General features: G+C 63.4%; 8 protein-coding genes. 3 read left to right on the forward strand and 5 right to left on the reverse strand.

Going from position 1 to position 14,414, the window contains the following annotated elements; translation table 11 throughout:
• Window positions 1-133 precede the first annotated feature (133 nt).
• Together X750_RS146330 and X750_RS146325 are read left to right on the forward strand one after the other, a co-directional pair.
• Window positions 134-2,503, forward strand: coding sequence for an aminomethyltransferase family protein (locus tag X750_RS146330; RefSeq protein WP_023701513.1), 2,370 nt, complete (start codon window positions 134-136; stop codon window positions 2,501-2,503).
• Between the two features lie 306 nt (window positions 2,504-2,809).
• Window positions 2,810-4,519 carry an APC family permease gene (locus X750_RS146325; RefSeq protein ID WP_023747959.1) on the forward strand — a complete coding sequence of 570 codons (1,710 nt, stop codon included), beginning with the start codon at window positions 2,810-2,812 and terminating at the stop codon, window positions 4,517-4,519.
• Between the two features lie 61 nt (window positions 4,520-4,580).
• Here the strand turns inward: X750_RS146325 and X750_RS146320 are convergent, their stop codons facing one another.
• The 5 genes from X750_RS146320 to X750_RS146300 all read right to left on the reverse strand — a co-directional run bounded on the left by X750_RS146320 (window position 4,581) and on the right by X750_RS146300 (window position 13,202).
• A complete protein-coding gene (locus tag X750_RS146320; protein WP_023747960.1) occupies window positions 4,581-5,936 on the reverse strand; it encodes an LLM class flavin-dependent oxidoreductase in 1,356 nt (451 codons plus the stop codon).
• A 275-nt stretch (window positions 5,937-6,211) separates the two neighbouring features.
• Entirely contained in the window at window positions 6,212-9,349 is a 3,138-nt protein-coding gene (locus X750_RS146315) for an efflux RND transporter permease subunit (RefSeq protein ID WP_023729265.1), read from the reverse strand.
• 248 nt (window positions 9,350-9,597) lie between these two features.
• Window positions 9,598-10,737 (reverse strand): efflux RND transporter periplasmic adaptor subunit, encoded by a 1,140-nt coding sequence (locus X750_RS146310; RefSeq protein ID WP_031243088.1) that lies wholly within the window; start codon window positions 10,735-10,737, stop codon window positions 9,598-9,600.
• Between the two features lie 58 nt (window positions 10,738-10,795).
• Entirely contained in the window at window positions 10,796-11,401 is a 606-nt protein-coding gene (locus tag X750_RS146305; protein WP_023668564.1) for a TetR family transcriptional regulator, read from the reverse strand.
• A gap of 160 nt (window positions 11,402-11,561) precedes the next feature.
• Window positions 11,562-13,202, reverse strand: a complete 1,641-nt coding sequence (locus tag X750_RS146300; RefSeq protein ID WP_023747962.1) for an acyl-CoA synthetase — start codon at window positions 13,200-13,202, stop codon at window positions 11,562-11,564.
• 190 nt (window positions 13,203-13,392) lie between these two features.
• On the opposite strand from X750_RS146300, the gene X750_RS146295 reads away from it, so the two are divergent.
• Complete coding sequence (locus X750_RS146295; protein WP_023668566.1) at window positions 13,393-14,364, forward strand: sugar-binding transcriptional regulator; 972 nt, start codon at window positions 13,393-13,395, stop codon at window positions 14,362-14,364.
• Window positions 14,365-14,414: the final 50 nt, after the last annotated feature.

A 14,414-nucleotide genomic window follows, 5' to 3' on the forward strand; every position in this document is an offset into this window, starting at 1 on the left:
CGCCTGCGGCGACACCTTCTCCCACAGAGGGAGAAGGGGGAGCCAGCCTTGCCAAACGCAACTGCGCTGCTATTCTTGCAGCTAAAGTAATTTTACACACAGGCAAACTTGTTTCTCGAACCGCAAGGCTGAGATGAGCCAGTCGCCCTACCCTTCAGTGACAGCCGGGCCGCCCCGGCCAAGCCTCATCCTGCGGCCCGGCCAGATCGCGCTGCCGCCGGGCATGGAGCGGTATGCGGCCCCCGGTAACGGCGCGGTGCTGATCGATATCGAGGCCGGCGATACATTTGCCATCCGCAATGTCGAGGGCGGCCAGGCCTGCGAGCTTTTGGCCTGGGACAAGTCAGGCGCCACCGACCCCGCCATCTTCGGCGAAAAGTCCAATAGCAATGCCGCCGGGATCAAGGCGCTATTGGCCGAGGGCGACGATAGCCTCGCTTCCGTGCGCCGCGGACTCGAGCGCCGCCAGGTGCAGCTTGACCAGGCCAAGGCGGTGCGCGTCTTCGGCGGCGCCACGCCGGCAGGCACCGAGCAGGCCTTCACCGTCGCGCGCGATGGCGGCTTGCTGATTGCAGCGCCTAGCGGGCCGATGCTGGTCGACGGCCACGACACGGCAACGCCGCTCACCGTCATGGTGCGCCGCGCCACCGTGCGCCTGAAGACAAAGTCGCAGCTGGCCGATCCGCTTGCCGATCCGGTGCTCGATCTGCGCGTCCATTCGGCGACAGCCGAACCCTATTTCGTCAAGGCGGGCGACTACCTGCAGATCATCGATGTCGACGGCCGCCAGTGCACCGATTTCCAGTGCTTCTCGGCGCGCAAGCTGGACAAGGGGCTGGACCATCCGCTCGACGTAACGACCACGCGCACGCTGATGGGGTCGAGCTACCCGATGCCCGGCCTTCACTCGAAATATTACGACCAGGACATGGAGCCGTTGGTCGAGGTTATCCAGGACACATGCGGCCGGCATGACGCGTTCGCGCTGGCGTGTGCCGCCAAATATTACGACGACATCGGCTATCCCGGCCACACCAACTGCTCGGAGAATTTCAACCGCGCGCTGGCCGACAAGGGTGTCACCCCACGTGCCGGCTGGATGGCGATCAACTTCTTCTTCAACACGGCGATCGACGCCCATGGCGTCATGGTGTCGGATGAGCCGTGGTCGCGCGCCGGCGACTATGTCCTGCTCAGGGCGCTCACCGACATCGTCTGCGTCTCCTCCGCCTGTCCCGACGACACGACACCGGCCAATGGCTGGAACCCGACCGACATCCATGTGCGAACCTATTCCGGCCAACACAAATTCTCGCGAGCGATCGCCAGACGCATGACGCCCGATTCGGAACCGAAAATGACCCGCGAGACCGCCTTCCATTCAAGCTTCGCCAAGCACACCCGCAACTTCGTGGAATACCGGGGTTATTGGCTGGCCAATTCCTTCGCCAAGGAAGGCGCCATCGCCGAATACTGGGCCTGCCGGCAGGATGCCGTGATCATGGACCTGTCGCCGTTGCGCAAGTTCGAGGTCACCGGCCCGGATTCCGAGGCGCTGCTGCAATACACGCTGACCCGCGACGTCAAGAAGCTCGGCGTCGGCCAGGTCGTCTATTCCGCCATGTGCTACGAGCATGGCGGCATGATCGACGACGGCACGCTGCTGCGGCTCGGCAAGGACAATTTCCGTTGGGTCGGCGGCGACGACCTGTCCGGCGAATGGCTGCGCGACACCGCGAAAAAGCTTGGCCTCAACGTGCTGGTGCGTTCCTCCACCGATCAGATGCACAATGTCGCTGTCCAAGGGCCGAAGAGCCGTGACATTTTGCGAGAGGTGGTCTGGACCTCGCCGCTGCAACCGTCGATCGACGAACTCGAATGGTTCCGCTTCGCTGTCGCGCGCATCGGCGGCGGCAATGGCATTCCGGTCGTGGTGTCGCGCACCGGTTATACCGGCGAGCTCGGCTACGAAATCTGGTGCCACCCACGCGACGCCGAAAAAGTGTTCGATGCCATCTGGGAGGCCGGCCAGCCGCACGGGCTGAAGCCGATGGGCCTGCAGGCACTCGACATGGTGCGCATCGAAGCCGGGCTGATCTTCGCCGGTTACGAATTCTCCGACCAGACCGACCCGTTCGAGGCGGGCATTGGCTTCACCGTACCGTTGAAGGCCAAGACCGACGATTTCATCGGCCGCGAGGCTCTGATAAGGCGCAAGGAACATCCGCAGCACAAGCTCGTTGGCCTCGACATCGACAGCAATGTCGCCGTCGGCCATGGCGATTGCGTCCATATCGGCCGCGCCCAGATCGGTGTCGTCACCTCGGGCATGCGCTCGCCGGTGCTGAACAAAAACATCGCTCTGGCGAGGCTTGACGTCACCCACGCGGCAATCGGCACAGAGGTGGAGATCGGCAAGCTCGACGGTCATGCCAAGCGGCTGCCGGCGCGCGTCGTGGCCTTCGCCCACTACGATCCGCAAAAGACCAGGCCGCGATCCTGAGGGTTGCACCCCCGGCCCTTCGCAGGCTCAGGGCGTTCGAAGCTCGAAAGCAATTGGCTTTCCGTCCGCTACCGCGGACCGCTTCTCACCCCACAAGGGGAGAAGGACAAAGCGAGCGTTTCGCAACCGTGATGTGCACGACGCCACAAATCACTTGACGTGAAAGCGCGCCGGATCAATCTTCACTGTTAAGAAAAAAATACGACTGAGTGGAAACACTGGAGTCGTGCGGTCATGTACCGGGGAACAAGCTTCGCGAAGCCGAGGCATCACCGGCCGGGAACACAAAATGGGGAATTCAGACAGATGAGCACGATTACCACTGCCCTGGAGCAGCCCGCTGAAGGCAAGCTGCTCCGCAACATCGACTGGCGCGGCGCCTTCTGGGTGGCGAGCGGCGTTCCTGCCCTTGTCCTGTTTTCGATCGGCGGCATTGCCGGAACGACGGGAACGCTGGCCTTCGGGATCTGGATCGCTTCCATGATCATGGGCTTCCTGCAATCCTTCACCTATGCCGAGATCGCCGGCCTGTTCCCGAACAAGTCGGGCGGCGCCTCGATCTACGGCGCCACCGCCTGGCTGCGTTATTCCAAGTTCATCGCGCCGCTGTCGGTGTGGTGCAACTGGTTCGCCTGGTCGCCGGTGCTGTCGCTGGGCTGCTCGATCGCCGCCGCCTATATTCTCAACGCGCTGGCGCCGGTGCCGCTGTTCACCGAGGCGTCGCCGGATGTCGTCGCCTATATCGCGGCGCACGCCGGAACGGTGCCTGCCGACGCCATCGCCGCGGTGACCGCGGCGACCACGCCGGCGATCCGCAACTGGACACTGTTCAGCCACACGCTGGGTCCTGTCTCCTTCACCCTCAATGCCACTTTCTTCATCGGCGCGGTGCTGATGCTGATCATCTTCTCGATCCAGCATCGCGGCATTCTCGGCACCGCCAATGTGCAGAAGTATATCGGCCTGCTGGTCATCATCCCGATGCTGATCGTCGGTGTCGTGCCGATCGTCACCGGCCAGATCAACTGGGCGAACTTTTCGCCGCTGGTGCCGCTGGCGGCGGCTTACGCGCCGGAGCCCGGCTCGTGGAACATTGCCGGCTGGACGCTGGTGCTGGGCGGCATGTTCATCGCCGCATGGTCGACCTATGGTTTCGAGACCGCCGTCTGCTACACATCGGAGTTCAAGAACCCGGGCACCGACACGTTCAAGGCGATCTTCTATTCCGGCCTGCTCTGCATGCTTCTGTTCATCCTGGTGCCCTTCACCTTCCAGGGCGTGCTGGGCCTCAACGGCATGCTGGCGACGCCGATCGTCGACGGCTCGGGTGTCGCCGATGCACTGGCCGGCATGGTCGGGGGTGGCGCATTGATCCACAGCCTCTTGGTGATGCTGATGATCCTGGCGCTGGTGCTGTGCATCATGACGGCAATGGCCGGCTCGTCGCGCACGCTCTACCAGGGCTCGGTCGATGGCTGGCTGCCGCGCTATCTCAGCCACGTCAACGAGCATGGCGCGCCGACGCGCGCCATGTGGACCGATCTTGTCTTCAACCTGATCGTGCTGGCCATCGCCTCGGCCGACGCGACGAGCTTCTTCTTCATCCTCGCCGTGTCGAATTGCGGCTACATCATCTTCAACTTCCTCAACCTCAATGCCGGCTGGATCCACCGCATCGACAACGGCCACATCGTCCGGCCGTGGAAGGCGCCGAGCTGGCTGCTCGGCCTCGGCGCCATCTTCGCCTATGTCAACGCCATCTTCATGGGCGCCGGCGCCAAGGTGTGGAACCCGATGGCGCTGTGGGCCGGCCTGATCACAGCCGCCTTGATCATCCCGGTGTTCTGCTACCGGCACTACGTCCAGGACAAGGGCAAGTTCCCCGACCACATGCTGGCCGACCTCGGCATGGCGGGCGCAGACCTCTCGGTCAAAAAGGCAGGCATGCTGCCCTACCTGACGCTGGTCGCCGGCCTGGTGGTGATGCTGCTCGCCAACTGGTACTTCGTCATCTGACAGTGATGGCTTGAAAAGAATGAGCGCGCTTCGGCGCGCCCGTTTCTTTTTGTGGCAGACGTCAGCCGGCCTTGCGAATGGCCGCTTCGGAGCCTTCGAAGAACCGGTTCGGCGGACGCTTCAGGCCGAGATTCTCGCGCAAGGTCGTGCCCTCATACTCGCGCCGGAAGAGCTTTCGCCGCTGCAGCTCGGGCACCACCTTCTCGGCGAAGTCGTCCAACCCGGCGGGCAGATAGGGGAACATGACATTGAAGCCGTCTGACCCTTCGGCAAACAGCCATTCCTCCATCGAATCGGCGATGGTTTTCGGCGTGCCGACGAAAGCAAGGCCGGAATAGCCGCCGAGCCGCTGCGCCAGCTGGCGGACGGTCAAATTCTCCCGGCGCGCCAGTTCGATGACGCGCTCACGGCCGCTCTTCGAGGCATTGGTCTCGGGGATTTCGGGCAGGGGCGCGTCGGGATCGAAGCCGGATGCGTCGTGCCCTAGCGCGATCGACAGCGAGGCAATGCCGCTCTCGTAATAGACCAGGCTGTCGAGCTTGGCGCGTTTGGCCTGTGCTTCCTCGACACTGTCGCCGACGATGACGAAGGCGCCGGGCAGGATCTTGATGTCGTCGCGCGAACGGCCGAGCTTCTCGGCCCGGCTTTTGACATCGGCAAAGAAGCGCTGCCCGGCCGCCAGATCGGAATGGGCGGCGAAGATCACCTCCGCCGTTTCGGCTGCCAGCTGCCGCCCGGCCTCAGACGCGCCGGCCTGGACGATGACCGGCCAGCCCTGCACCGGCCGCGCAATGTTGAGCGGGCCGCGCACCGAGAGATGCTCACCCTTATGGTCGAGCACATGCAGCTTCGCGGGATCGAAATAGAGCCCGCTCTCGGCGTCGCGGATGAAGGCGTCGTCGGCAAAGCTGTCCCAGAGGCCGGTCACCACATCGTAGAATTCCCGCGCATTGTGATAGCGCTCGTCGTGCTCGACATGCTCGTCGAGGCCGAAGTTCAGCGCGGCGTCGGGATTGGATGTGGTGACGATGTTCCAGCCGGCGCGGCCGCCGCTGATATGGTCGAGCGAGGCGAAGCGACGGGCAATGTGATAGGGCGCGTCGAAGGTCGTCGATGCGGTGGCGACAAGGCCGATATGATCAGTGACGGCGGCGAGCGCCGACAGCAGCGTGAACGGCTCGAACGAGGTCACCGTGTGGCTGCGCCGTAGCGCCTCGATCGGCATGTTGAGAACGGCCAGATGGTCGGCCATGAAGAAGGCGTCGAACTTCGCCGCCTCAAGCGTCTGCGCGAAGCGCTTCAGATGGGCGAAGTTGAAGTTGGCATCGGGATATGAGCCGGGATAGCGCCAGGCCCCGGTGTGAAGACTGACCGGACGCATGAAGGCGCCGAGCCGCAATTGCTTATTGTCTACCATGGGATGATCACCTGATGCGAATGAGCGTTGCCGCTCCGATATGTAAGCAGGATCGGACGGCTTTGCCGTCCTGGAAAGGAATTCTGTTTTGCAAAACCGGCGCCGCGAAGCATTTTCATACAGGTGGCCGTTCAACCTATTTTGATGAACCCGCCTGGTGTTGAGATACTTGCCTGGGTGCTCGATGCCACCGGCAAGGAGAAAGCCAGAACGCCGCACGTCAAGCGTACGGCGTTCCAGCATTTTCCAAGGAAGATCCTGTGCCCCAGCAGCGCCTACTCGGCGGCCAGCGCCAGTGGCGGCCTGTCATTGTCCTGCACCGCCTCATCAGCCGGCTTCCTGCCTTTCTTCGGCTCGCGGCCGAAGAACAGCGCGTAGCCTGCCGGCAGCACCAGGATGGTGAGTACGGTGGCGACGAGGATGCCGCCCATCATGGCGTAGGCGAGCGGTCCCCAGAACACCGCACGCGAGATTGGGATCAGCGCCAGCACCGCCGTCATCGCCGTCAGCACGATTGGCCGGAAACGGCGCACGGCCGAGCCGATGATGGCCTCCGATCGGTCCATCCCCCTGGCGATGTCCTGATCGATCTGGTCGACCAGGATAATCGAGTTGCGCATGATGATGCCGAGCAGCGCGATGACACCGAGGATGGCGACGAAGCCGAACGGCGCGCCGCTGATCAACAGAGCCGCCGCCGCACCGATGATGCCGAGCGGACCGGTGGCGAGCACGAGCATCGCCTTGCCGAAATGCTGCAGCTGGATCATCAGGAGCACGACGATGACGGCCAGCATGATCGGCGCCTTGGCGGCAATCGAGGCCTGGCTTTCGGCGGAATCTTCCGCACCGCCCTGGATCTCGATCTTGTAGCCGGGCGCCAGGCCGGCGCGCATGCCCTGCATGTCATTGTAGAGCTTGGTGACGACGTCGTTCGACTGCACGCCATCCGGCAGCGTGGCGCGCACCGAGATGGTCGGCAGGCGGTCGCGCCGCCATTCGACGCCCTGCTCGAGCACCGGCACCACCTTGGCCACCTGCGACAGCGGCACGAAGCCGCCGAAATCGGTCGGGATATAGACCGAGTCGACCGAGGACAGCAGGCTGCGGCTGGCGTCCGGTTCGCGGGCGACGATGGAAACCGTCTCCTCGCCATCACGGAAGTCATCGAGCGGCGCGCCGGACATCGCTGCCTGCAGCATCTGGCGGATGCGTTGCGAGGTGACGCCAAGAGCACGGGCGCGGTCCTGGTCGATGATCAGCTTCATCGCCGGTACCGGCTCCAGCCAGTCGTCATGGACGGCGCCGAGCAGCGGATTTTCGGCGAATTTCGCCTTCACCTGGTCGGCGATGCGGCGCACCTCCTGGCGGTCCGGACCCATGATGCGCATCTGCACCGGCCAGCCGGTCGGCGGGCCGAGGAACAGACGGTCGACCTTGGAACGGATCGAGGGGAAATCCTGCGCCAGGATTGAGCGCAGCTTGAGGATCAGCCGCTCGCGTGCCGGCTCGTCATTGGCCATCACCAGAAGCTGCGCATAGTTCGGATTGCGCAATTGCTGGTCGAGCGGCAGGAAGAAGCGCGGCGCGCCTTCGCCGATATAGGTGGCGATGAAGCGCTTGTCCTTGTCGTCCATCATCCGGGCTTCCAGCGCCTTGGCCTGCGTCTCGACTTCCTTGATCGAGGTTCCCTCAGGCAACCAGAGATCGACGAGGATTTCCGGCCGCGAGGATTGCGGGAAGAAGTTTTGTGGGATGAACTGGAACGCCCACAGGCTGGTGGCGAAGGTGACCAGCGTCATCACCAGAACGATGATGCGGTGGCGCACCGCCCAGCCGACCGTGGCGCGCAGCCGCCGGTAGAAGCCGGTGTCGAAGGCGTCATGATGGTTGCCGGCATGCTTGCGCTGCTTGAGGATCATGTAGCCCAGCCACGGCGTGAAATAGACGGCGACGAACCACGACACGACGAGCGCGATGCCGACGACATAGAACAGCGTGCGCACATATTCGCCTGCGGTCGAGGCGGCGAAGCCGACCGGGATGAAGCCGGCGATGGTGATCAGCGTGCCGCTCAGCATCGGGAAGGCGGTCGAGGAATAGGCGAAGCTCGCCGCATCGATCTTGACCAGCCCCTCTTCCAGCTTGCGCTCCATCATCTCGACGACGATCATGGCGTCGTCGACCAACAGCCCGAGCGCGATGATCAGGGCGCCGAGCGAAATGCGCTGCAGATCGATGCCGAGCTCGTACATGATGGCGAAGGTGGCGGCCAGCACCAGCGGAATGGCAATGGCGATGACCAGGCCGGAACGCCAGCCGATCGACAGCAGCGAGACAGCAAGCACGATCAGCAGCGCCTCGCCGAGCGCCTCCATGAACTCGTTGACGGCGTCCTTGACAACCTCGGGCTGGTTGGAAATCTGGTCGACCGCAACGCCGTAGGGCAGCGCTTCCTCAAAGCGCTTGTAGGTCGCCTCGACATCCGTGCCGACGTCCCTGACGTTAAAACCCTTGGCCATGACGACGCCGACCTGGACGCTTTCGTGGCCGTTGAAGCGGTACTTGCGCTGATAGGGATCTTCGAGACCGGAACTCACGGTGGCAATATCGCCAAGACGTGTCACCTGACCACCGGCGCGCAGGCGCAATTCCCTGATGTCGGCAGCCCTGGTGACATCGCCCTCGACCGAGATGCGCACCGAGCGCAGGCCGGTGTCGACGGAGCCCGCCGGATCGACATTGTTCTGGCCCTTGATGGCGTTCTGCAGGTCGGTCAGCGTCAGGCCGCGTTCGGCCAGGGCCTTGGACGAGACGTCGATATAAAGCTTCTCCGGCTGGTCGCCGATGATGACGGCCTTCTCGACGCCCGGCGTCGTCAGCAGCATGTCGCGAGCCTGGGTGGCGAATTTCTTCAGCTCCGGATAGCTGTAGCCGTCGCCGCCGATCGAGTGCAGGGTGATGAAGGTGTCGCCGAACTCGTCGTTGAAATAGGGCCCGAGCAGGCCTTGCGGCAGGTCGCCGGAGATGTCGCCAACCTTCTTGCGCACCTGGTAGAAGGCGTCCTTCACCTCCTCTGCATTGGTGTCGCCCTTGATCTGGACGGTGATGATGGCGCTGCCGGCGCGGGTGTAGGAACGGACGAAGTCGAGGTGCGGCGTTTCCTGCAGCTTGCGCTCGATCTTGTTGACGACCTGGTCTTCCATCTCCTGGATCGAGGAGCCCGGCCAGATCGCCTGGACGACCATGACGCGGAAAGTGAAATCGGGGTCTTCCTTCTGGCCCATGCGCATCAGGCCGAGCGCGCCGGCAATGATGATCAGACCGAACAGGAAGCGCGCGATCGAGGGATGGCCGATGGCCCAGCGCGAAAGATTGAAAGGCTGCTTTTCAGTGCTGTCGGTGGTGGTCATCGGCGTCAGTCCAATTCGTTGATCGTGCGCGCATGCGCTTTGCATGCAGCTAGGATATTCCGATGCTGGCTTCCGGGCGGCGAGGCTTTCCGAGCGGAGAGACACTCATCGCGGTGGGACGCGCGGATCGATGCGGGGGAACTCGATCTTGGCGTCTCGACCATCGGGCGCTCGCCGCCCGGAAACCCTGAATTCGCTTGCCCAGCCCTTTCGCCGAAGCGACGATCAAGCCGGCTTCATGCCTGCGGTCAGCGCAGGGCCTTTGCGGCATCGCCTTCCGCAGAGGCGGCCTGGACCGCATCGCCGGCCAGCTTGACTTTGAGATTCTCGGTCATGAACTGGGTGCCGGCGGCAACGACGACATCCCCCGGCTTGAGCCCGTCGGCGACGCTGACGCCGTCGGCGGTGAACTCCGCAACCTTGACCAGGCGCTCGTGCACCGTCTCGCCGGCGCGGTCGACGGTCCAGACAATCTTGCGACCATCCTTTTCCGCAAGCGCGCTAAGCGGGATCGACACCATCTCCTGCTTCTTGGCCACCGAGGCCTCGATGTTGGCGGTCATGCCGAGCAGCACGCGCGGGTCGTCGGGCAGCGAGACGCGGACGGCAAAGGTGCGCGACTGCTGGTCGGCGCTGCCGGCGACTTCACGCACTTTGCCGGAGAGCGCCAGCGCGTCATCGGACCAGAAGCTGGCCTTGACGTCCTTTCCCGGCTTGAAGGCGGCGATGTCCATTTCGGGAACCGCGATCAGCACTTCCTTTTCGCCGTCAACGGCAACAGTCATCACAGGCGTTCCGGCGCCGACCACCTGGCCGACATCGGCCGAGACCGCCGTGACGATGCCGTTCTCGCTCGCCTTGAGATCGGTGTAGACGACCTGGTTCTGCGCCTGGGCAAGGGTAGAGCGGGCGGCATCGCGCGTCGCTACCGCCTGGTTGTAGCTCAGCGTCGCCTGTTCGAGCTGCGACTTGGAGGTGAAGTTCTTGGCAAAAAGCTGTTCGGCGCGCTTGCGGGACAGATCGACCGTCTCGACCTGCCGCTCGGCGGCGTCGAGGCTGGCCTTGGCGCTCTTGACCGACAACTCATAGTCCGTGGGATCGATACGGGCTAGCACATCGCCTGTCGTCACATGCTGGCCGATGTCGACCAGGCGCTCAGTGACCTTGCCCGAGATGCGAAAGCCGAGGTTCATTTCGGTACGGGCTCGCACCGAGCCGGAATAGGTGAGTTCGCGACTCTTTTCGGCCTGGCCGATCTCGACCACCTTGACCGGACGGATGATGTCCTGGACCTCGGTCTTCTCCTGGCTGCAGGCGGCGAGCCCGAGCGTGGCGACGATCAGGCCGGCGACCGGCAGCTTGCGGATGATGGAACTGGACAAAGACACTTTCGTGCTCCCGACTGGAGATGAACGGTCGACACCGGCGCCCGGCGGGCGGCGGCTATTACTTCAGAGCCTTGATCGCGTAATCGATGAGATCGTCGGGCATCGCCCGATTGGTCTTGGCAAGGCACTGCGCCACCATTTGCGGGTGGCACAGAATGACGGTGGCGGCGCCGAAGCAGCGCGATGCGATGACCGGATCCTGGTCGGCAAACTCGCCGGCCTCGATGCCCTCGCGGATGACCTCGGCAAACAGGTCGTGAATGCTGTCGATATGCTTGTCGATGACGCCCCAGTCGCGCTCGAGCGCGACGATGACCATTTCGTGGACCTTCTGGTCGTCGAGCATGACTTCCAGCGTCATCTTGTACTGCGCATGCACGTAGCGGCGCAGCCGCTCCTCGGCGCTGATCGGCAACCGGGAAATCTCGTAGGCCATGTTGTAGCTGGCGAGGAGCATGCGGCCGCAGACGGCCTGGTGGATTTCGACCTTGGAGGCGAAGAAACGGTAGATGTTGGCCGGCGACATGCCGAGTTCGCGGGCGATGTCGGCGACATTGGTCTTGCCGTAACCATAGTGCCGGAACAGGCGTTCGGCACAGTCGAGAATGCGGGTGACATTCTCCTGGCGGGTGGAGTCGGCCATTATGCTGGCGGCTTCGGACATGGCTCTCTGTCGATTTATGAGTGATGAATTTTAACTTTCGTCAGTCGTAAATCGAAAAGAGGGAAGTGTCAATGCGAATTCGACGTACGCGTATAATTTGGTGACGGATGGTGACGGAGGGGTGCGCGAACTCGACCTTGCGTGCCGTTGCGCTCTGGAACTAAGATACCTTTGCCATTTCCCGCAGCTGAAACTTCTGGATCTTCCCCGTCGATGTCTTCGGGATCTCGGCAAAAATCACCGCCTTCGGCACCTTGAAGCGGGCGAGCAGCGCGCGGCAGTGTTCGATGATCTCGGCCTCGCTTGCCACCTTGCCGGGCTTCAGCTCGACATAGGCGACCGGCACCTCGCCCCATTTGTCGTCTGCCTTGGCGACGACGCCGCAGGACGCCACGGACGGGTGTTTGTAGAGGGCTTCCTCGACCTCGATCGATGAAATGTTCTCGCCGCCGGAGATGATGATGTCCTTGGAGCGGTCCTTGAGCTGGATGTAGCCGTCGGGATGCATGACACCGAGGTCGCCGGAGTGGAACCAGCCGCCGGCAAAGGCCTCTTCGGTCGCCTTCCTGTTCTTCAGATAGCCCTTCATGACGATGTTGCCGCGGAACATGACCTCGCCGATGGTCTCGCCGTCGGCCGGCGTCTTCTGCATCGTCTCCGCGTCCATCACCGTCAGGCCTTCGAGTGCGGCATAGCGCACGCCCTGCCTGGCCTTTCTGGCGCTGCGTTCGCCCTTGTCGAGACCGTCCCAGGCGGTGTGCCATTCGTTGACGACCGCCGGGCCATAGGTCTCGGTCAGGCCGTAGAGATGGGTGACGGCAAAGCCGGCATCGGCCATGCCTGACAGCACGGCTTCCGGCGGCGGCGCGGCAGCGGTGTTGAAGGTAACGGTCTGCGGGAAGTGGCGCTTGTCCTCATCGCTGGCGTTGATGAGCACCGACATGACGACCGGCGCACCGCAAAGATGTGTGACGCCGTGGTCGGCGATGGCATCGTAGATCGGCTTCGGCCGCACCCAGCGCAGGCAGACATGGGTGCCGGCCTGGACGGCCATTGTCCATGGGAAGCACCAACCATTGCAGTGGAACATCGGCAGCGTCCACAGATAGACGGCGTGCTTGGCCATGCCGGCATGGATGGTGTTGGTGTAAGCCATCAGGGCAGCGCCGCGATGGTGGTAGACGACGCCCTTCGGATTGCCTGTCGTGCCGGAGGTGTAGTTGAGCGAGATGGCGTCCCATTCGTCGTCGGGCATCGACCAGGCGTAGCCCTGGTCACCGCCGGCGACGAACGCCTCATAGTCGATCGCGCCGATGCGCTCGCCCTTGGGATAGGGTGCATCGGCGGCATAGTCGGGATCGTCATAGTCGATGACCAGCGGCTTCACCTTGGCCAGTGCCAGTGCCTGTTTGACGACAGCAGCGAATTCGCGGTCGACGATGAGCACCTTGGTCTCGGCATGGTCGAGCTGGAAGGCGATGACAGCTGCATCAAGGCGGGTGTTGAGCGAATGCAGCACCGCCTTGGTCATCGGCACGCCGAAATGCGCCTCCAGCATCGGCGGCGTGTTCGACAGCATCACCGTGACGGTATCGCCCTTGCCGATGCCGCGCTTCGACAGCGCCGAGGCCAGCTTCAGCGAGCGCCGCCAGAAGGTGCGATAGGTGATGCGCTGGCTGCCATGGATGATGGCGACATGATCGGGATAGGTGCTTGCCGCCCGCTCCAGATAAGTGAGCGGCGTCAGCGGCTGATGGTTGGCGGCGTTCTTGCCGAGATCCTGCTCGTAGGGACTGCCCATCCCGTGCTCCCCGAATTTTCATTGTTGAGAACTTCTAACCACAGGTTCCCGCCACGTCACCATCGGCGATTCCCGACCGGGCACATTTGGCGCAATGATCGTCCAGATTCGATGGGCAAAGAGGTATCGTGTACCCACGCCAGTTTGACTTTTGTCGAGAGGCGTGAATAATGTCAGCCGAGGAGACGGCATGGCGATCCGACCGGCAGAACAGCTTATCCACAAGGCCGCATGGCTCTATTATGCCCATGGCCTGCGCCAGGACCAGGTCGCCAGCCAGCTTAACATCTCCCGCGCCTCGGTCGCCATGTATTTGCGCAAGGCGCGCGAGACCGGCATCGTCAACATCTCGACCTCGACGCAGCTGTTCACCGACGACGTGCTTGCGCGCCAGCTCGAGGACGCGCTCAAGCTTGATGCGGTGTGGATCGCGCCGGAGAATGCCTATGTCGTCGACCCTTCGACGGACGTTGCGGTGCTGGCGGCGGGCGTCTTTCTCGAACTGGTCAAGAAGGGCGACCGGATCGGCGTCGCCTGGGGCCGCACCGTCTACACCATCGCCGACGTCATGTCCTATGCCGACCTGCAGGACGTCACCGTTGTGCAGCTCTGCGGCAATCTCGGCGCGCCCTACTCCTACCGTCCCGACCAGTGCACGATGGAGATCGCCCGGCGGCTCAACGCCAAGGGCCTCAATTTCTACGCGCCGCTGGTGCTGACGACGGAATTGCTGGCGCATGGGCTGCGCGCCGAACCGGTGATCCGCGAACAACTGGCCGATATTGCCAACTGCGATCTGGCGCTCTATTCGGTCGGCACCGTCGATGGCGACAGCCATGTCGTCAAATGCGGCGCGCTCAGCCCCGGCGAGATGGGGCTGTTGCGCGAAGCGGGCGCCGCCGGCGTCGTTGCCGGCCAGATCATCGATGCCGCCGGCAAGGCGCTCGACTGCAGCTACAACCGCCGCGTCATCTCGGCCTCGCTGTCGTCACTGCGCCAGATCGAAAAGCGGCTGATGGTGGTGCAGGAAGACAGCAAGTTCGAACCGCTGCTCGCAGCACTCGCCGGCGGACTCTGCACGCATCTCGTCGTCGGCGCCAGCATGGCGCGGCGGCTGCTCGACCATGCCGGAGCCAGTGCGGGGGCAAAAAAGGCTTCCTGACCAACGAAATCCCAGCAGCAGGCGCATTGTCATCAAGGCGTCGCGGTACT

This window comes from Mesorhizobium sp. LNJC391B00 (assembly GCF_000502535.1).
Classification (GTDB): domain Bacteria; phylum Pseudomonadota; class Alphaproteobacteria; order Rhizobiales; family Rhizobiaceae; genus Mesorhizobium.

What these genes read in the sequence shown, in the direction of transcription:
- X750_RS146305 (WP_023668564.1), bottom strand. Translation starts at nt 11,401, where the DNA reads ATGTCCGAAGCCGCCAGCATAATGGCCGACTCCACCCGCCAGGAGAAT.
- X750_RS146295 (WP_023668566.1), top strand. Translation starts at nt 13,393, where the DNA reads ATGGCGATCCGACCGGCAGAACAGCTTATCCACAAGGCCGCATGGCTC.
- X750_RS146300 (WP_023747962.1), bottom strand. Translation starts at nt 13,202, where the DNA reads ATGGGCAGTCCCTACGAGCAGGATCTCGGCAAGAACGCCGCCAACCAT.
- X750_RS146315 (WP_023729265.1), bottom strand. Translation starts at nt 9,349, where the DNA reads ATGACCACCACCGACAGCACTGAAAAGCAGCCTTTCAATCTTTCGCGC.
- X750_RS146320 (WP_023747960.1), bottom strand. Translation starts at nt 5,936, where the DNA reads ATGGTAGACAATAAGCAATTGCGGCTCGGCGCCTTCATGCGTCCGGTC.
- X750_RS146325 (WP_023747959.1), top strand. Translation starts at nt 2,810, where the DNA reads ATGAGCACGATTACCACTGCCCTGGAGCAGCCCGCTGAAGGCAAGCTG.
- X750_RS146330 (WP_023701513.1), top strand. Translation starts at nt 134, where the DNA reads ATGAGCCAGTCGCCCTACCCTTCAGTGACAGCCGGGCCGCCCCGGCCA.